This is a genomic window from Microcoleus sp. (genome assembly GCF_041354475.1).
In the GTDB taxonomy this organism is placed as follows: Bacteria; Cyanobacteriota; Cyanobacteriia; order Cyanobacteriales; family Microcoleaceae; genus Microcoleus.
In genome coordinates this window covers 47,599-64,123 of record NZ_JBGJZU010000016.1, presented here as the reverse complement: position 1 = coordinate 64,123, position 16,525 = coordinate 47,599, and the positions used below count along the sequence as shown (strand labels likewise).

At 43.1% G+C, this 16,525-nt stretch carries 22 protein-coding genes; 20 read left to right on the top strand and 2 right to left on the bottom strand.

Translation table 11 applies throughout. From position 1 onward, the window contains the following. The first annotated feature begins 57 nt into the window (after positions 1 to 57). The 5 genes from ACBR23_RS09005 to ACBR23_RS08985 all read left to right on the top strand — a co-directional run bounded on the left by ACBR23_RS09005 (position 58) and on the right by ACBR23_RS08985 (position 2,103). Positions 58 to 471: a hypothetical protein gene (locus tag ACBR23_RS09005; protein ID WP_341738238.1), complete on the top strand. Its 414-nt coding sequence runs from the start codon at positions 58 to 60 to the stop codon at positions 469 to 471. After that, on the top strand, positions 468 to 950 hold the full coding sequence (locus tag ACBR23_RS09000; RefSeq protein ID WP_341738237.1) for a type II toxin-antitoxin system HicB family antitoxin: 483 nt from the start codon (positions 468 to 470) through the stop codon (positions 948 to 950). Before ACBR23_RS09005 ends, ACBR23_RS09000 begins: the two co-directional genes overlap by 4 nt. 36 nt (positions 951 to 986) lie before the next feature. Continuing rightward, positions 987 to 1,331, top strand: coding sequence for a XisI protein (locus tag ACBR23_RS08995; protein WP_341738236.1), 345 nt, complete (start codon positions 987 to 989; stop codon positions 1,329 to 1,331). Between the two features lie 93 nt (positions 1,332 to 1,424). Beyond that, the gene (locus tag ACBR23_RS08990; protein WP_371116563.1) at positions 1,425 to 1,709 is read left to right on the top strand and encodes a hypothetical protein; all 285 of its coding nucleotides are present in this window, start codon (positions 1,425 to 1,427) and stop codon (positions 1,707 to 1,709) included. Then, a complete protein-coding gene (locus tag ACBR23_RS08985; protein ID WP_371116562.1) occupies positions 1,699 to 2,103 on the top strand; it encodes a type II toxin-antitoxin system RelE/ParE family toxin in 405 nt (134 codons plus the stop codon). Before ACBR23_RS08990 ends, ACBR23_RS08985 begins: the two co-directional genes overlap by 11 nt. Here the strand turns inward: ACBR23_RS08985 and ACBR23_RS08980 are convergent. Next, entirely contained in the window at positions 2,011 to 2,787 is a 777-nt protein-coding gene (locus tag ACBR23_RS08980) for a class II glutamine amidotransferase (RefSeq protein WP_371116561.1), read from the bottom strand. The two genes, ACBR23_RS08985 and ACBR23_RS08980, sit on opposite strands and share 93 nt — an antisense overlap. A gap of 305 nt (positions 2,788 to 3,092) precedes the next feature. On the opposite strand from ACBR23_RS08980, the gene ACBR23_RS08975 reads away from it, so the two are divergent. From ACBR23_RS08975 to ACBR23_RS08940, 8 genes are all read left to right on the top strand, one after another. Next, complete coding sequence (locus ACBR23_RS08975) at positions 3,093 to 5,312, top strand: ATP-binding protein (protein ID WP_371118399.1); 2,220 nt, start codon at positions 3,093 to 3,095, stop codon at positions 5,310 to 5,312. A 93-nt stretch (positions 5,313 to 5,405) separates the two neighbouring features. Further along, the gene (locus ACBR23_RS08970; RefSeq protein ID WP_371118398.1) at positions 5,406 to 6,353 is read left to right on the top strand and encodes a rhodanese-related sulfurtransferase; all 948 of its coding nucleotides are present in this window, start codon (positions 5,406 to 5,408) and stop codon (positions 6,351 to 6,353) included. Next, entirely contained in the window at positions 6,337 to 7,005 is a 669-nt protein-coding gene (locus tag ACBR23_RS08965; protein ID WP_371118397.1) for a glutathione S-transferase, read from the top strand. Before ACBR23_RS08970 ends, ACBR23_RS08965 begins: the two co-directional genes overlap by 17 nt. A gap of 53 nt (positions 7,006 to 7,058) precedes the next feature. Continuing rightward, positions 7,059 to 7,484: a DUF1348 family protein gene (locus tag ACBR23_RS08960; RefSeq protein WP_371118396.1), complete on the top strand. Its 426-nt coding sequence runs from the start codon at positions 7,059 to 7,061 to the stop codon at positions 7,482 to 7,484. Between the two features lie 28 nt (positions 7,485 to 7,512). Continuing rightward, positions 7,513 to 8,184 carry a peptidase M15 gene (locus ACBR23_RS08955; protein ID WP_371118395.1) on the top strand — a complete coding sequence of 224 codons (672 nt, stop codon included), beginning with the start codon at positions 7,513 to 7,515 and terminating at the stop codon, positions 8,182 to 8,184. Between the two features lie 250 nt (positions 8,185 to 8,434). Then, entirely contained in the window at positions 8,435 to 9,340 is a 906-nt protein-coding gene (locus tag ACBR23_RS08950) for a D-hexose-6-phosphate mutarotase (RefSeq protein WP_371118394.1), read from the top strand. Between the two features lie 223 nt (positions 9,341 to 9,563). Next, positions 9,564 to 9,719, top strand: a complete 156-nt coding sequence (locus tag ACBR23_RS08945; RefSeq protein ID WP_371118393.1) for a hypothetical protein — start codon at positions 9,564 to 9,566, stop codon at positions 9,717 to 9,719. A 200-nt stretch (positions 9,720 to 9,919) separates the two neighbouring features. Beyond that, positions 9,920 to 11,446: a phosphomannomutase/phosphoglucomutase gene (locus ACBR23_RS08940; RefSeq protein ID WP_371118392.1), complete on the top strand. Its 1,527-nt coding sequence runs from the start codon at positions 9,920 to 9,922 to the stop codon at positions 11,444 to 11,446. Positions 11,447 to 12,104: 658 nt separating this feature from the next. Here ACBR23_RS08940 and ACBR23_RS08935 read toward each other — a convergent pair. Further along, positions 12,105 to 12,554, bottom strand: a complete 450-nt coding sequence (locus ACBR23_RS08935; protein ID WP_371116548.1) for an endonuclease domain-containing protein — start codon at positions 12,552 to 12,554, stop codon at positions 12,105 to 12,107. Positions 12,555 to 12,736: 182 nt separating this feature from the next. Here ACBR23_RS08935 and ACBR23_RS08930 point away from each other — a divergent pair, with 182 nt between their 5' ends. The 7 genes from ACBR23_RS08930 to ACBR23_RS08900 all read left to right on the top strand — a co-directional run bounded on the left by ACBR23_RS08930 (position 12,737) and on the right by ACBR23_RS08900 (position 16,525). Next, the gene (locus ACBR23_RS08930) at positions 12,737 to 12,964 is read left to right on the top strand and encodes a hypothetical protein (protein ID WP_340523228.1); all 228 of its coding nucleotides are present in this window, start codon (positions 12,737 to 12,739) and stop codon (positions 12,962 to 12,964) included. 11 nt (positions 12,965 to 12,975) lie between these two features. Further along, positions 12,976 to 13,167: a hypothetical protein gene (locus tag ACBR23_RS08925; RefSeq protein WP_371116547.1), complete on the top strand. Its 192-nt coding sequence runs from the start codon at positions 12,976 to 12,978 to the stop codon at positions 13,165 to 13,167. Positions 13,168 to 13,283: 116 nt separating this feature from the next. Next, a complete protein-coding gene (locus tag ACBR23_RS08920; RefSeq protein WP_371116546.1) occupies positions 13,284 to 13,757 on the top strand; it encodes a hypothetical protein in 474 nt (157 codons plus the stop codon). A 137-nt stretch (positions 13,758 to 13,894) separates the two neighbouring features. Beyond that, on the top strand, positions 13,895 to 14,107 hold the full coding sequence (locus ACBR23_RS08915) for a hypothetical protein (protein ID WP_371116545.1): 213 nt from the start codon (positions 13,895 to 13,897) through the stop codon (positions 14,105 to 14,107). Positions 14,108 to 14,935: 828 nt separating this feature from the next. Next, complete coding sequence (locus ACBR23_RS08910) at positions 14,936 to 15,358, top strand: YidH family protein (protein WP_371118391.1); 423 nt, start codon at positions 14,936 to 14,938, stop codon at positions 15,356 to 15,358. 123 nt (positions 15,359 to 15,481) lie between these two features. Next, positions 15,482 to 15,883: a YidH family protein gene (locus ACBR23_RS08905; protein ID WP_371118390.1), complete on the top strand. Its 402-nt coding sequence runs from the start codon at positions 15,482 to 15,484 to the stop codon at positions 15,881 to 15,883. Positions 15,884 to 16,039: 156 nt separating this feature from the next. Beyond that, on the top strand, positions 16,040 to 16,525 hold the full coding sequence (locus ACBR23_RS08900; RefSeq protein ID WP_371118389.1) for a hypothetical protein: 486 nt from the start codon (positions 16,040 to 16,042) through the stop codon (positions 16,523 to 16,525).

Sequence of the window (16,525 nt, the reverse complement as noted above, 5' to 3'; positions counted from 1 at the left end):
AAGAGATAAAAGAGGTATTTTGGATTGTGACTGCTAAATTAAAGCCACTCGAATAAAATGACAAAAAAAGGTACAACAAGTGGCAGACCCTTCAATCCATCAAAAGCGGGCGGGAAAATTCTCAACTTATCTTATCAAAATGTTAAAATTACTGATAAAGGCGTTGCCTTAGTTGAAGCTCATGTTCGGAGATTTAATCCAGTTGGTGAACCTGAACTAAGAATGGTAGAAAGGTTAAGAAATATCGCCACCGAAACCCTTGTCGCTGAACCTGTTGATTTACGCTTCTATACTCACGAGTTGCGCGAGTATCTGAGGTATAAAAAACTCGGCTATCCAACGGGACAGCCAACAAACCCCGACGATGCTTATGAACTTTGGAACAATGCTCACACAGCTACTCTTGAAGATTATAAATTAAAAGAAGGATTCGGCGTTTTATTTCATCCAAGCGTAGAGGAATTTTTATGAAAAACCTAACTCAATTAACCCAGCTTGAATTAGTGCTACTGGAATTAGTAGCTAAAGGTCAAGGAAAGTGGAGTTGGTACGAACTCGCCAATGCACTTTCCCGTCGAGATGTACCGCGAGAACCTGACATGATGGTTGTCTTAAAAAAACTGGCTGCTGATGGCTTGGTTCAACGATATGTAGAAACAAATTCGCCTCGTGACAGATGGGAATTAACCCCTGTCGGTTTTATTGTGTTCGCAGACGCAAAAGCAGATAGTCAAAGCAGAATTATACGTTATGCAGTTGCGATCCAGAAATCTGAAAGCAATTATTCTGCTTATGTTCCAGATTTACCGGGATGCGTAGCAATAGGTGCAACTATCGAGGAAGTAGAACAAGAAATTAAAGCAGCAATAGTTGTTTATTTAGAAGAGTTGCGTCAATCTGGTTCGTCTATTCCTGAAGCTAGAACTTTATGTAAATATGTTGAGGTATAAATTGGTCGATCGCAAACAAGTAGAGTAAATAGTAGAATGGATAAACTAACCGAATATCCCAAGCTAATCAAACGGATTTTAACCGAGTATGTAGAATTGTCTAATCGCCGTCCTCAACCAGACATCGAGACATTCTTAATTACCGACGAACAAAACGGTCATTATATGTGGATGAATCTGGGCTGGCAAAAGGGAGAACGAATTACCGGGATGACTGTATATGTTCGGATTCGCGATCGCAAATTCTGGATCGAAGAAGACTGGACAGAAGATGGAATTGCAACGGATTTGGTGCGTGCAGGAGTTCCCAAGGAAGATATTGTGTTAGCATTTCACGAACCTGGGATGCGGCAATACACAGATTTTGCAGTAGCTTCGTAGCCTTTTATGAAACTTGGAATTGCTGTTGGGCCACCCATTTGATATAATATTGTTACTAGATTGTAGAATAGCAATCAAAAAAAAGGGATAATTATGACCGTAGAACAAACCATTTTGGAAAATGTGAAGGTCTTATCGCCAGACCAGCAACAAGAAGTCTTAGCTTTCATCAAATTCTTGCAGTCCGATAAATGGGAAGATATCTATAAAGGACGCTTCCAAGAACTGCAACAAGAAATTCGTCAAAACACTGATATCGATCACGATGATGACCCCATTGAAACAGTCCTCGAAGGGATTCAGCAAGGCTTCCATGAGGCAATTACCGGAAAAACTCTCCCTTTGTCTCAACTGTGGGATGGAATCGATGACAATTGATCCAAAACCGATCGCAATTGAACTCACCCCTCGATTTCAAAGAGACTTGCGAACTTTAGGCAAACGCGATCGCAACATTCGCAAAGACATTCAGCCTGTAATCGAACAACTTCAAGCGGGGGAACTTCCGGGCGATCGCATTCCGGGGATGGAGTACGAAATTTTCAAAGTCAGAATTAAAAACAGTGACATTCAAAAAGGCAAAAGCGCTGGCTACCGTGCTATTTATTACCTCAAAACTAGCGATTCGATCGTTTTGGTGACTATCTATTCTAAATCAGACCTATCAGATATCGCCAAGCTATCTCTCAAAATTGATTGGCAAACCATCATGAAATACCAGCAATTCTCCCGGCTGAATCTTCGTCCAAACTTCATTATCCGTAAGTGGTAAAGTAGCAATTACCGCCACGCGATCGCCCTCGTTGGTCAATTCCCGAAAATCCACCGTCACATCCTCATCGATCGAGTGGGCGCTAGCAAAAGGTGCTTGTCTCACAATATAATGCAGGTTGGTAGAACAATGCACAAACAAATGTTCTCCATCGGAAAGTAAATAATTAAAAATTCCGTACTCTGCTAAACTTTTAGTAATTTCATTCAAGACCGGATAAAGTTCAGTTAAATCCGGCTTATATTCAGGAAAAGTCGATCGCAATTTTTCCAATATCAAACAAAACGCTTTTTCACTGTCAGTTTTACCCACAGGCTTGTAAAACCCAGCACTTTCAGGATTGAAATTTTCCAGATTTCCGTTGTGAGCAAACACCCAATAGCGCCCCCAAAGTTCCCGCCCAAAAGGATGGCAATTTTCCAGAACAATGTCACCTTGAGTAGCTTTACGGATGTGAGCAATCACGTTAGTTGAATGAATGGGATAGCGACGCACTAAATCAGCCACTGGAGAACTAATGGCTGGTTTAGAATCTATAAAAATGCGGCATCCTAAACCCTCAAAGAAAGCGATTCCCCAACCATCTTGATGAATGTCGGTTTTGCCACCTCTGGCCGAAAAACCCTCAAAAGAAAAGCAAATATCTGTGGGAACATTACAGTTCATTCCTAGTAATTGGCACATAACGGTTAATTTTAGGAAGTTAGGAATATTGATGTCTCCCACAAAGATAGTCAAGAACAGGTTGTTGAGGTCTGTTCCAGAGGAATTATGGGAGATGTTGATTGATGTCGCAGCTATTGGTCGCTACGGACTGACAATGATAGTATTATAGTAGTCAAGAATCTAGAATTTCTCAAAAAGTCATAAAAATTAGGGATAATCAATCGTATAGAGAGAGAAATAGCATATTATGGCTACATAGAGGATGATGTTACTTGGCGATAATCCTCTATTTCTGCGATCGCAAAACTTCCGATATACAGCCCATGGTAAAACCGACCACAATTTTCACGAAACTTCCTTTGTCAAATCCAGCGAACCGAAAAATATCCCTGCAAACCCTCCTGATCGTTCCCTTTGTCCTACAAATCTTCGCCGCCGTAGGCTTAACGGGATATTTATCGTTCCGAAACGGACAAAAAGCCATTAACGACTTAGCCAATCGACTCAGCAACGAAGTTAGCGATCGCATCCATCAGCACCTAGACAGCTATTTAGCCACACCTCAACAAATCAATCAAATTAATGCCGATGCTATTAAATTAGGACAATTAGACTTACAAAACTTTCCTAAAGTAGGACATTTTTTTTGGAAAGAAATGCAGGTATTTAATGTTGGCTACATCTTCTACAGTTCAGCCCAAGGTAACTATGTTGGTTCTGGATATTTCCTCGATCCTGGAAAAATAGCTATTGATGAACTTTCCCCCAAAACTAAAGGTAAAACTCACAGTTACCATACAGATGGGCAAGGAAATCGCATTCATTTGGAATATGTATACGATTACGAGCCTCGGAACGATCTGGTGTATAAACAAGCCATCCGTTCGAGAAAACCGATTTGGAGTAAAATTACTAATTGGGAAGGTTTTCCCGAAATTTTATCTATTGCTTCTGGCTATCCCATCTACAATAATAAGAGTTTACAAGGTGTTTTGGTTGTTGACATCCGCCTTTCTCAAATCAGCGATTATCTGCGAAAAATAGCAGTTAGTTCTTCCGGTAAAATTTTTATTATAGAGCGCGACGGTATGCTGGTAGCGAGTTCGTCTCAGGAACATCCTTTTAAAATAACTAACAAAAAAGCCGAGAGAATTAATGCTGTAAATAGTAGCGAAACTTTAATTAAATCCACAGCTACTTATTTGAATAAAACCTTTGGTAGTTTTCGGGAAATCACAGAAAATCATAACTTACAATTTACCGAGAAAGGTCGTCGCCAATTTGTCCGTACAGCACCTTGGCAGGATAAATTTGGTTTAGACTGGCTAGTAGTAGTTGTCGTTCCCGAATCTGACTTTACAGAACAAATTAACGCCAATACTCGCACTACAATTGGGCTGTGTGCGGGAGCATTGTTAGTAGCAGTTTCCTTGGGGATTTGTACCTCTCGCCGCATTATCCAATCTATCTTTCGGATTGTCACCGCGTCCCAAGCGATCGCCGCGGGAGAATTAGATCAAAACGTGCCTGGATCGAGCATTACAGAAATAGGAATTTTAGCCACTTCTTTCAACAGGATGGCAGAGCGGCTGCGGGAATATTTCATAACTCTCAAAACCACTAATGAACAATTAGAAAATAGAGTAGAACAACGCACCAAAGAACTTTCGGAAGCTCTTTACAACCTCCAAACAACTCAATCCCAATTAGTCCAAACTGAAAAAATGTCTAGTTTAGGGCAAATGGTGGCAGGCATTGCCCATGAAATTAACAATCCAGTCAACTTTATTCATGGTAACATCACCTGTACTAAAGAATATATTGAAGAACTGCTAGAAATAATTAATCTTTACGAAAAACACTATCCTAGTCCTACGCCTGAACTTCAAAAATCTTTAGCAACTTGCGATTTAGATTTCGTGAAAGAGGACTTACAAAAAATCATGGATTCCATGCAAGAAGGAACGAATCGCATCACAGATATTGTGCTGAATTTGCGAAATTTTTCTCGACTAGACGAATCAGAATTGAAACCAGTTGACCTGCGCTCTGGTTTGGAAAGCACTCTGATGATTTTACAACATCGTTTGAGAGCGACTGAGCAAAAACCTGCAATTGAAGTGATTAAAAACTATGGCATTTTATCAAAAGTAGAGTGTTATCCTGGTTTGTTAAACCAAGTTTTTATGAATATTTTGAGTAATGCGATCGACGCTGTTCAAGAATCCAAGATGGATTATATCAATAGTAACCCAACTATTGTAATTTCTACGGAAATGACCCCCGAAAATTTGGCGATAGTCAGAATTAGAGATAATGGGTTGGGTATAAAAGAAAATTTAATATCTAAGATATTCGATCCCTTTTTTACCACAAAACCTGTAGGAAAAGGTACAGGATTAGGATTGTCGATAGCTTATCAGATTGTCCGAGATAAACATCAAGGAGATCTGATTTGCACGTCTACACCAGGAGCAGGTACGGAATTTGCGATCGTACTCCCTCAAAATATTAGAACCCGCCAAAATGATTTGTCAAATTAAATTTAGTTTAAAAAAGAGCGCCTAACCACAGACCGGGGATGATATGATGGTAGGAGTGATTTGTTTTTTCAGTTGCAATAAATACTAAGATAGATGGCTGAATTCTTAACCGCTGCATTATATAAGTTCGTTGAATTATCGGATTTTGCCGAGCTCAGAGCACCGCTGCTCGCCTGCTGCGAGGCAAATCAAGTCGTTGGTACTATTCTGCTTGCCCAAGAAGGCATCAATGGGACGATAGCAGGTGCACCCGAAAGCATCTATGCAGTGCTGGCATTCCTGCGAAGTGACAGCCGTTTTGCGGATTTGGTACACAAGGAATCCTACTCAGAAAAATTACCGTTTTATCGCCTCAAGGTACGCTTAAAGCGGGAAATTGTCACGATGGGTGTACCTGATATTAATCCTAACCACATGGCTGGTCAATATGTCAAGCCCGAAGAGTGGAACAAACTGCTTGATGATCCTGATGTTGTCGTAGTTGATGTGCGTAATGACTACGAAGTGTCGATCGGCACTTTTAAAGGTGCGATTAATCCCAAAACAAAAAGTTTTTCTGAATTACCTGAATGGGTGGAACAAGAAACTGCTTTACACCATAAACCGAAGGTAGCGATGTTTTGTACAGGTGGGATTCGATGTGAGAAATCTACGGCATTTTTGCGTAAGGTGGGTTTTGATGAAGTCTATCATCTGGAAGGGGGGATTTTAAAATATTTAGAAATAGTTCCAGAAGCAGAAAGTCGTTGGGAAGGTGAATGTTTTGTCTTTGATGAACGTGTGACAGTTGGTCAGGGATTAAAGCCCGGTGACTATGAACTTTGTCGCGCTTGCCGCCACCCGATTAGTCAGGAAGATCGAGCTTCGGAATTATTTGTATTAGGGATGAGTTGTCCTCATTGCTATGGTACAAAAACGGAAGCACAAAAACAAAGTTTATCCGAACGGCAACGTCAAATTGAGTTGGCTAAGAGTGGCGACCAAAAACATATTGGTGCGCGTTATAATGTTCAGGAAAAACCCGATGAGATCACCAACTGAAGGTATTTCAAATTACCCAATTTTGTATTCTTTTCGCCGCTGTCCCTATGCGATGCGCGCGCGCTTGGCTGTGGTTGCAAGCGGGATAGTGTGTGAATTAAGGGAGGTTGTCTTGCGCGATAAACCACGGGAAATGTTGGATGTATCTCCCAAAGGTACAGTGCCTGTATTAGTCGATCGCGATGGACGGGTATTAGAGGAAAGTATTGACATCATGTTTTGGGCTCTGCTGCAACATGATCCTGAAAAATGGTTGATTCCAGAGCAAGGTTGTGTTGCCGAAATGCTGGAATTGGTCGATAAATGCGATCGGGGTTTTAAATATCATCTTGACCGTTATAAATACCCGAATCGTTATGAAAATACTGATGCAATTGTTCATCGAACAGAAGGTTATTTATATCTGGAATTACTCAACTCACGGTTAAGGGAGACCAGATATTTGTTTGGGAATCGTGTGGCTTTGGCAGATAGGGCGATCGCCCCTTTTGTTCGTCAATTTGCTCATACCGATATTGAGTGGTTTAATCAACAGTCTTTGCCAGACTTACAGTCTTGGTTAACCGAGTTTGTAGACTCCGAAATTTACACTAGGATTATGTCTAAATATCCGAAATGGGAATCTGGTAATGAATGCCTTGTTTTCCCTTAACCCAAGTGTATTCTACGTGAGTAACTGGCACTATATCCTCTATCTACATCGACATGGAAACTAAACCACCTCTACCACCTTTTACCTTAGAAACAGCTAAAACAAAAGTTCAAGCCGCAGAAGATGCTTGGAATAGTCGCGATCCAGAACGAGTAGCCTTGGCTTACACCGAAGATTCACAGTGGCGAAATCGCGCCGAATTTTTCAGTGGAAGAGCAGAAATCAAAGCTTTCTTAAAACGCAAATGGGCAAAAGAATTAGACTATCGTTTGAAAAAAGAACTATGGAGTTTTACAGACAATCGGATTTCTGTGCGTTTTGAATATGAGTGGCATGATGATTCTGGCTACTGGTATCGCGCCTATGGTAACGAACAGTGGGAATTTGCCGAAAATGGGTTGATGCGAAGACGTGAAGCTAGTATTAATGATGTGCTAATTCAAGAGTCTGACCGTAAGTTTAAATGGGAACGCCCATGATTCGTCCTCTAAAAACTGTGTTAAAAGTATGAGAAAACCGCAAACAGTAAAATCTCTGGAAGAATTAGGACGTATCCAACTTTCAAAGAGTTTTTTTATGCGTGAGTTTCTGTATTCTGAAATCTCACAAATTGAAAGCATTCCTAATATTCCAGACGATCCAGATTTAGCAATTGCCGCAGGGAGAAATCTGTGCGAAAAAGTGCTTGAGCCAATTCAAGATGCACTCGGTCGAATCAGCGTCCGTTCGTCTTTCCGTGCTAGTGCTGTCAATCAAATAGGTGCGGAAAATAAAAATCAATATAGTTGCGCCAGTAATGAGTATAATTATGCAGGGCACATCTGGGATGTCAGAGATCAGAATGGGTATATGGGTGCAACTGCCTGTGTGGTTGTGACTTCTTTTATTCCTTATTACCATCAGACAGAAGATTGGACAGCATTAGCTTGGTGGATTCACGATCGAATTGATGCGTATTCAGAAATGACTTTTTTTCCAAAATACGCAGCTTTCAACATTACCTGGCATGAGAATCCAGAGCGTCAAAAAGTGATTTACAGCTATGTAAAAAATCCACATACTCAAAAGAAGAGTGGGTATTTAACAAAGACTGGAATGGAAAACTTTTCCGGCTCACATGAGCAGTTTTATCAAGAGTTTATTCGGCAGTTGCACCAGCCACCTAACCAGGGCTTGTAGCAGAACGGATGTTGGCGCTATCAGTTATGATACAAAGTGCAAGTCCGTCCGCTGAAGCCCAAGCTGTTAGGCAACTTATTCACAGGATGAGTCAAGGATAAAGGTGCGTCGCTTTCTACAATCAGCAATTTCCATTGAATATCCGGCGGCGACGCACCCTACAAAGCTACTTCGTGTCCTTCGCGTCTTCGCGGTTCAATAATACTAAAGTCCTGAGATAATTATGAAGTAATTCACTCCCGCCAACAGCATGAGTATTGACCAATTAAACACCGACTATGGCATTGCCGGCCACCTCACCTTCGCCACCGGAAACGGTGGTTTTCCGATGATTCACATCGACAATGGCCAAGCCAAAGCCTTGATTTCTGTGTATTCTGGCCAAGTGCTCTCCTTCCAACCAGCCACCGAAACCACAGATTTGATGTTCCTCAGCGACAAAGCCTACTATGCGGAGGGGAAAGCCATCAAAGGCGGTGTACCCATCTGTTGGCCTTGGTTTGGCCCCGATCCCGAAGGTTTGGGGCGTCCAGCCCATGGGTTTGTGCGGAATCGCCTCTGGAATGTGGTAGCCACCAGCACTACTCCAGAGGGCGCAACTCAAGTGATTTTGGGGCTTAAGGATACTGAGGAAACTAGGGCGATGTGGCCCCAAGCCTTTGAATTGACGATCGCAATTACCGTCGGAACCACTCTCACGGTAGAATTAATTACCCGCAATTTAGGGGACAAAGCCTTTCCCCTCAGCCAAGCTTTCCACACCTATTTCCAAGTAGGAGATATCAACCTCGTGCAGGTTTTGGGATTGGAAAATACCCAGTATCTTGATAAAGCCGATGGTGGTGTGGAAAAAACTCAAGTGGGTGGAGTGGTAGCAACTGGTGAAGTCGATCGCATTTATCTCGATGTTACCAATGAATTAGTCATTGACGATAGCGCCCTGAATCGTCGTATTCGCATTAAATCCTCTGGTAGCAAATCTGCTGTAGTGTGGAATCCCTGGGTGAAAATATCTGCAAGTATGGCCGACCTTGATGATAGCGATTATCAGCGTTTAATCTGCGTGGAAACGACTAATGCGGCGACGGATATTGTCGAAGTTCCTGCTCATGGTGAGTTCCGATTGCAGGCAATTTACAGCGTTGAGCGCGACTAAGGAATGAGAGCTTAATCTCAGCGGTGATAGGGCTACAATTCCCTGGGTTGGATTGAAAAACTCTGTCACCGTGACGACGAAGAATGTCTTACCTTCAGAGATATTGTTATAATGAGATATTGAGGAGAAGTTATGGGTAAATCAACAGCTAAATCATTTAAGGTTGGATCGGAATGATTTAACCGCAGAGAGCGCAGAGAACACAGAGTCAGAAAAGAGAGAGATGAATAATTCCAATGCCAATGGATTTGATATAATATCGGAATATACGGACTGGCAAAGTACCGAGTGGCAAAATTTTGCATTAATCCAACTTTTCGGCGAAGATGATGAGATTGAATATTATTTAGAAGATGCTGAAGAAATCTATCAACCATGAAACTAGGTGATATTGCACGCCGAGGCCAGAAACCGGGTTTCTTCCCAGATATTTAGTTGAGAATCTTAGATTTTTCACAGAAACCCGGTTTCTTTGGTACTTATGTCAATCCTAATACTCTCAAATGCAATAAATGTAACATTTTTAAATAAAGATTTGCTGTAAAATAAGGTGTTTCCAAAATATTACCATCAATGGTTATGCAAAACTATAACTGGAAAAAGCTCCAAAATGGCTCAGATATTCGCGGTATCGCCCTCGAAGGGGTTCCCGATGAAAAAGTTAACCTCACGCCCGAAATTGCCACAATTTTAGGTCAATCCTTTGTGAATTGGCTGGTGGGAAAAGTCCATAAACCTGCGGAAAAGTTAACGATCGCGATCGGGCGCGACAGCCGCCTATCCGGGCCCAGTTTAATGTCAGCAGTCATGGCCGGAATCACCTCTGTTGGTAGCCAAGTATACGATTTTGACATGGCATCAACTCCGGCGATGTTTATGAGTACCATTACTCCTGGTTTTGATTGCGAGGGGGCAATTATGCTCACGGCTAGCCATTTGCCTTTTAATCGCAACGGCTTAAAGTTTTTCACCGCCAATGGGGGTTTACAAAAAAAAGATATTACAGATATCTTAGCATTAGCTGAAAGTAATAACTTTGAACTAGCCACGGTTCCAGGTAGCATTGGCAAACATGATTTTATCTCGGTTTATGCTAACCAATTTGTGACTAAAATTCGCGAATCAGTTAATCATCCAGATAATTTTCAGCAGCCATTAAATGGATTAAAGATTGTTGTGGATGCGGGTAATGGTGCGGGTGGATTCTATGTGGATAAAGTTTTAAAACCTTTAGGTGCTGATACCACAGGGAGTCAGTTTCTGGAACCAGATGGCACTTTTCCCAATCATGTGCCAAATCCTGAAGATAAACAGGCAATGCAGTCAATTTGTCAAGCGGTAATTGCTAATCAAGCTGATTTTGGGATTATTTTTGATACGGATGTCGATCGCAGTGCGGCCGTCGATGGAGGCGGCAAGGAACTCAATCGCAATCGCTTAATTGCCTTGATTTCGGCGATCGTCTTACAAGAACACCCTGGTTCCACCGTTGTCACCGATTCCATTACTTCCGATGGCTTAACGCAATTCATCGAACAGGATTTAAAAGGAATTCACCATCGCTTTAAAAGAGGCTACAAAAATGTGATTGATGAATCGATTCGTCTCAATCAAAGCGGACAGGAATCTTGGCTGGCTATTGAAACTTCTGGCCATGGAGCTTTGAAGGAAAATTACTTTCTGGATGATGGTGCTTATTTGGTTAGTAAATTATTGATTGAATTGGCTAAATCCCAGCTCCAAAATAAGTCATTGCCAGCTTTAATTGCCAATTTACAAGAACCGGAAGAAAGTGCCGAGTTTCGGATTAAAATTAATGTGGATGATTTTAGGAATCTGGGCGATCGCGTTATTGAACAACTGCAAGAATTTGCATCAACTCAAGCCGACTGGAAAATCGTTCCCAATAACTATGAAGGGCTGCGGATTTCCTGCACATCACCTCACGAATCTGGCTGGTTTCTGTTACGTTTATCTCTGCACGATCCGGTGATGCCTTTGAATGTTGAGTCTAACGTCCAAGGTGGTGTCCGTCGCATAGTCGATCGGCTTTTAGTTTTTTTCCAAACAACAGAATCTCTTGATTTTTCTACACTGTTGAAGTAGAAACTCACTCCTAACGCCTCCGTGGAGGGGAACCCACCCCTAACCCCTCCCTGGAGGGGAACTAGATCTAATCTACCTCTTCCTCATCGGGGAACCCACCCCTAACCCCTCCCTGGAGGGGAACTGGATCTAATCTACCTCTTCCTCATCGGGGAACTGGCTCTTGCTCCCCTCTTGAGAGGGGCTGGGGGTGTGTCTTCTTGAGGGGAACTGGATCTAATCTACCTCTTCCTCATCGGGGAACTGCCTCTTGCTCCCCTCTTGAGAGGGGCTGGGGGTGTGTCTTCTTGAGAGGGGCTGGATCTACCTCTTCCTCATCGGGGAACCCACCCCTAACCCCTCCCTGGAGGGGAACTGGATCTAATCTACCTCCTCCTCATCGGGGAACTGCCTCTTGCTCCCCTCTTGAGAGGGGCTGGGGGTGTGTCTTCTTGAGAGGGGCTGGATCTACCTCCTCCTGATCGGGGAACCCACCCCTAACCCCTCCCTGGAGGGGAACTGGATCTAATCTACCTCTTCCTCATCGGGGAACTGGCTCTTGCTCCCCTCTTGAGAGGGGCTGGGGGTGTGTCTTCTTGAGAGGGGCTGGATCTACCTCCTCCTGATCGGGGAACCCACCCCTAACCCCTCCCTGGAGGGGAACTGGATCTACCTCCTCCTAATCGGGGAACTGGCTCTTGCTCCCCTCTTGAGAGGGGCTGGGGGTGTGTCCTCGGCTTTTGAGGGGGATTGGGCTGTATCCATTCTGCAAAACCCAAGCCTGAATCACCTCTAAAACACCTTCAACCTGATGCTTTGCATCCTCCTCTGTAAACCGTAAAAATCTCACGCCTAGCGATTCTAAGCGAGCTTGTCGTTCTCGATCGCGCTTTTGTGCTTCCTCACTGTCATGAGAATATCCATCAATCTCGATCGCCAGCATTAATTGTTTGCAATAAAAGTCTACAATAAATTCATCGATAGGCCGTTGGCGATCGAAGTCATAGCCCATCATTTGTTTGCCTTTGATGTATTTCCAAAGACTGATTTCGCCTGGACTCATATTGTTGCGAAGCTGGCGGGCAAGTTCCTTAAGTTTGGGGTTATAGGGGATGATGTTGTATTTCATCAATTCCAAGACTGGTCATTGTAATTTATTTTATGATAAACCTCCCCTAGGGAATGGAGCATGATGGCTCTCTCCCAAACCACAAGATTATTAATAATATCTGAGCGCGCCTGCGATTTACCAAATCGTGGCACAATAAGTTTCAGACTATTGGCAAATCGAATCCAACCAGGAATTTAATTATGTGGCGTGTAAGCATTAACTGCTCAGCAGCAAGCTGGGATATCCATTCTAAGGCATTCAAGGCGATCGCTGAAAAATATCCGGGAACACCTCTTTCTTCAAAAAAAATGAAAGGTGACGGCCAACGCATCATGGAATATCAAATTGAAAACGTCAATGACGCAGAGGATTTTATGGAAGAATGTTTTACCTTAGATGGTTTTACTGCTACTTTTGAATCCCTATAGAGACGAGGAATATGTCATCTAACAGTGGAGAGTCTAGCAGTAAAATCCCTAAGACTAAATCTGCTAATCAAACTAATAGAGATGTGGACATTGCAGTCAAGCTCGCTCTCCTGATTTTGCTGCTAACTATCTTATCGAGGTTTTTTGCGATCGTCAATGCTGGCGAACGAGGGGTACTCATGCACTTGTACTTGGCAGTATAAATCCAGCGGCTAGAGTCTTTTTTATGATGGCGCGCCACGGTTTATTTCACTCTTCATGAGGTAGGACCCATTCCTCTAACAGAACTCCCCACGTTGCTGTGACGATGTGTACGTTTATGACATTTTTGGTTCCGGCTGTAATGTCTTTGTTTAATATCAAGCTGTTTGATTGCATGGGTTATTTAGGAGCAATTTATAGCTATGGATTTTTAACTGTTTACGTCTTAATTTCGCTCGCCGCACCAGTTTACCTGCACAAAATTGGTAAATTGCGCCTGCAAGATATCGTATTTTCAGTCGTAGCGATCGCATTTATGATGATTCCTGTGGTGGGCAGTGTTGGCATTCCCGGTAGCACTATGTTCCCACCTCCAGAAGCTCCTTATGATAAGTTTCCTTACTTGTTCTTGATGTACTTAGTTGCTACTTGCGGATGGTTTGTGTTGCAGCGGCTGCGTTCTCCTGAACTGGCGGGATCGATGCGGCATAGAGTGGATGCAATTCACTCCAAATTCGACAGCGAAGGAAATGCTATTTACGGCAGTTCTAAGTTGAATCCACTCCCCATTGACAGTGATAGTTTTGATTAGCAGTTCAAAACCCAAAAAAAGCACCTTCGGATTACGAGAATGCTCTTTATTTTCTGGGGGCTGGCCAAATAACAGAACACAAATGGGATTGTGATGGAATTTATCTACCCAGCGATGTCAAAGCCACCGATTTAAGTGTGGGCGATCGAGTTGCACAAGCATTGACCGGCCGCGTAGCTGTTAAAATAGTTGACGGAACTCAATTTGTAGCGACAGCTAATCCCCAGACGGCGGCTATTGAATTTAACGTTCCTACTGCTAAATTTTTCCAGCCTGGGGATGCGAATTGGTTTGTTCCTGACGTGACTCAGGCTTACCAAGAAATTGGGTCTAAAGCCCCGTCCTTCTAGGACGGCTTTAATTAATTATCAACTTTTGTTAAGTGTTTTCTTGAACTTTCTTGCATTGTGTTCATTGTAGAGTAAAATAACTATACTACAGGTAGAATAACCGCCGATACACATGAGACACCACGCTCAAACGACTGGTCGGAAAACAATAATGGTTAGTGGGTGGCGAACACCACGAAAAACATAGCTGGGCTAACTAATGTAAGCCAAAATCAGAGACCAAACTTTTTATTTCTAAAATGTACTGTGGGGCACACAGAAACAAGAGAAGCAATTCTCGAAAGCTTGGGGAGACAAACCCTCTGAGGCTATCTAAATTAAGCTCGATATTTGGTTCTTTTGAACGGATACCTGGTTTAAACACTGCCGCAAGGATAGATAGTTTTAAGGTATGTCGCAGAACCAAGAATCCCCTCGCCTTCAGGCAGGGGAGTGTCAAATAGATACCCAATTACCCAACGCACCTACTGAGGAAAATGATTGATTGGGCTGTAGTTGAAACGCCCTCGGCTTTGTAAAAACAGGTAAGTAGAAGGAAGAAGTAACCCCCCCTAGCCCCAGGGCGGTTTCATTCTCCAAAAAACCAGGGCTTTGTAGGGGTAGTGGATGGTGCGTGCCTACCCCCCCCACCGACAATTTTCCGTCATTTCAGGCATTGGGGCAACCGGGCGTGGGATTGCCCCTACAAAGAATGAAACAGCCCTGCTTGCACGAGTAGTAAAGTTTTTTACCCCACCCCAACCCGGACCTTATTAAGGTCCGGGAGTAAGAAATGCACAAATGATACGAGGGTTGCTATATTTGCAGTCACGATTAAAAGGTTGAGCCATGCTATTAAAGTTCACATCCACAAAAGTAAATACAGAAAAGACTAAGCGACCAAATCCGTCGCGGGTGCGGGATCACTTGGCAAACGAGCGCACTTATTTAGCATGGATGCGGACAGCAATATCGCTGATGGGTTTTGGCGTAGTTATCGTGCGCCTTCGCGCCTTCCATCCTCCTATGCTCCCAACTCCCGGTAATGGCTGGAAGTTGGGTTTGCTTTTTTCGGCAGTGGGTTTGCTGACGGTGCTATTCTCAACTAAGCACTACTTCGGTGTCCGCCACGATATCGATTATGATACCTATGAACCTACCGATCGCTGGGTAATTCTGTTTAGCCTCGCGATCGCCATCCTAGGGGCGGGAGTAATCTATTATATATTCACAGTTCCTGCCAGTTCATTTGGTTTGATGACAGCAGAATAATGGTGCGTTTTCATATAAAAGTTGATTTGTAGGGTGCGTTGCTACAACCTGTTAAATTGAACTGCCAAATTTTCCAGGGCGACGCACCTGATTTACCAAAAAAAGGCTAGATAGTGGGCACCGATGACAGTAGATGAGGAGAAACTAAAACAGCAAAATCTGTCGCGGGCGATCGATCTTTCTGCCAATGAACGCACTTTTTTAGCATGGATGCGGGCAGCGATCGCACTTATGGGTTTTGGCGTCGTCATCGTCCGACTGCGCGTTATCCAACTCCCCCTACAGCACCGTCACACGATGGGGTGGAAATTGGGCTTAATCTTCTCTCTAGTAGGTTTGGCGACAGTCTTAATCTCAACCAAGCACTACTTCACCGTTCGCCACCAAATTGACCACGATACCTACGAGCCACCAGACGGCATGATCTTATTTTTCAGTTTTGCCCTCAGCTTATTGGGAATAGGAGTAATTTATGTGATTTTGGCCTCAGCCCAGGGTTCAGTCACTGTTCCCATCCCCGATTAAGCGCACAGCAGTTAACAGACAACGGCTATTATTGAGTGTAAATACCTAAACTTTCCTCGATTTCGAGAAAGTCCAGTAACTCGATCGAGTTACTGGACATATTCTCGGTTTTAATGATAAACTACGGTAGATCGATCGAGTTATGAAGATTTTGACGTGAAAAATGCTAAAAAAGTCAGTGAAGAGTCCCAGATTTCAGCACAGTCAGCAAGCGAGAAGTTACCCGAAGCTAAGCGAGACGGCTTGAAAAAAGGCTGGTTGAAAAAACTCAGAGGCGGATTGCTTCTAGTAATTGGATATTTGCTATCACCGCTGTGTTGGTGGAACGATTTATTTTTCAATCTGCCCATTGCTTATGCCTTTGGGTATCTCTGTAGCTTGCTTTCCCCAGATTTACTATTTCCTTGCTCAATTGTCGGCTACTGGCTGTCCAATATTGCTGGAATTCTGTTGATGCAGCTAGGGAGTGTAGAGGTTTTTACAGACAAACCCAAGGAAAAAAACCTCAAAAAAGAGTTATTGACCGGTTTCATCTCATCAACCGCCTTCACTCTTGTGATTGTGGGATTGATTCATTTTAATGTTCTCGATACTCCCGACCTATTTTCCACCCAGCAGTCGATCGACCTTTTGGGGAGCTAA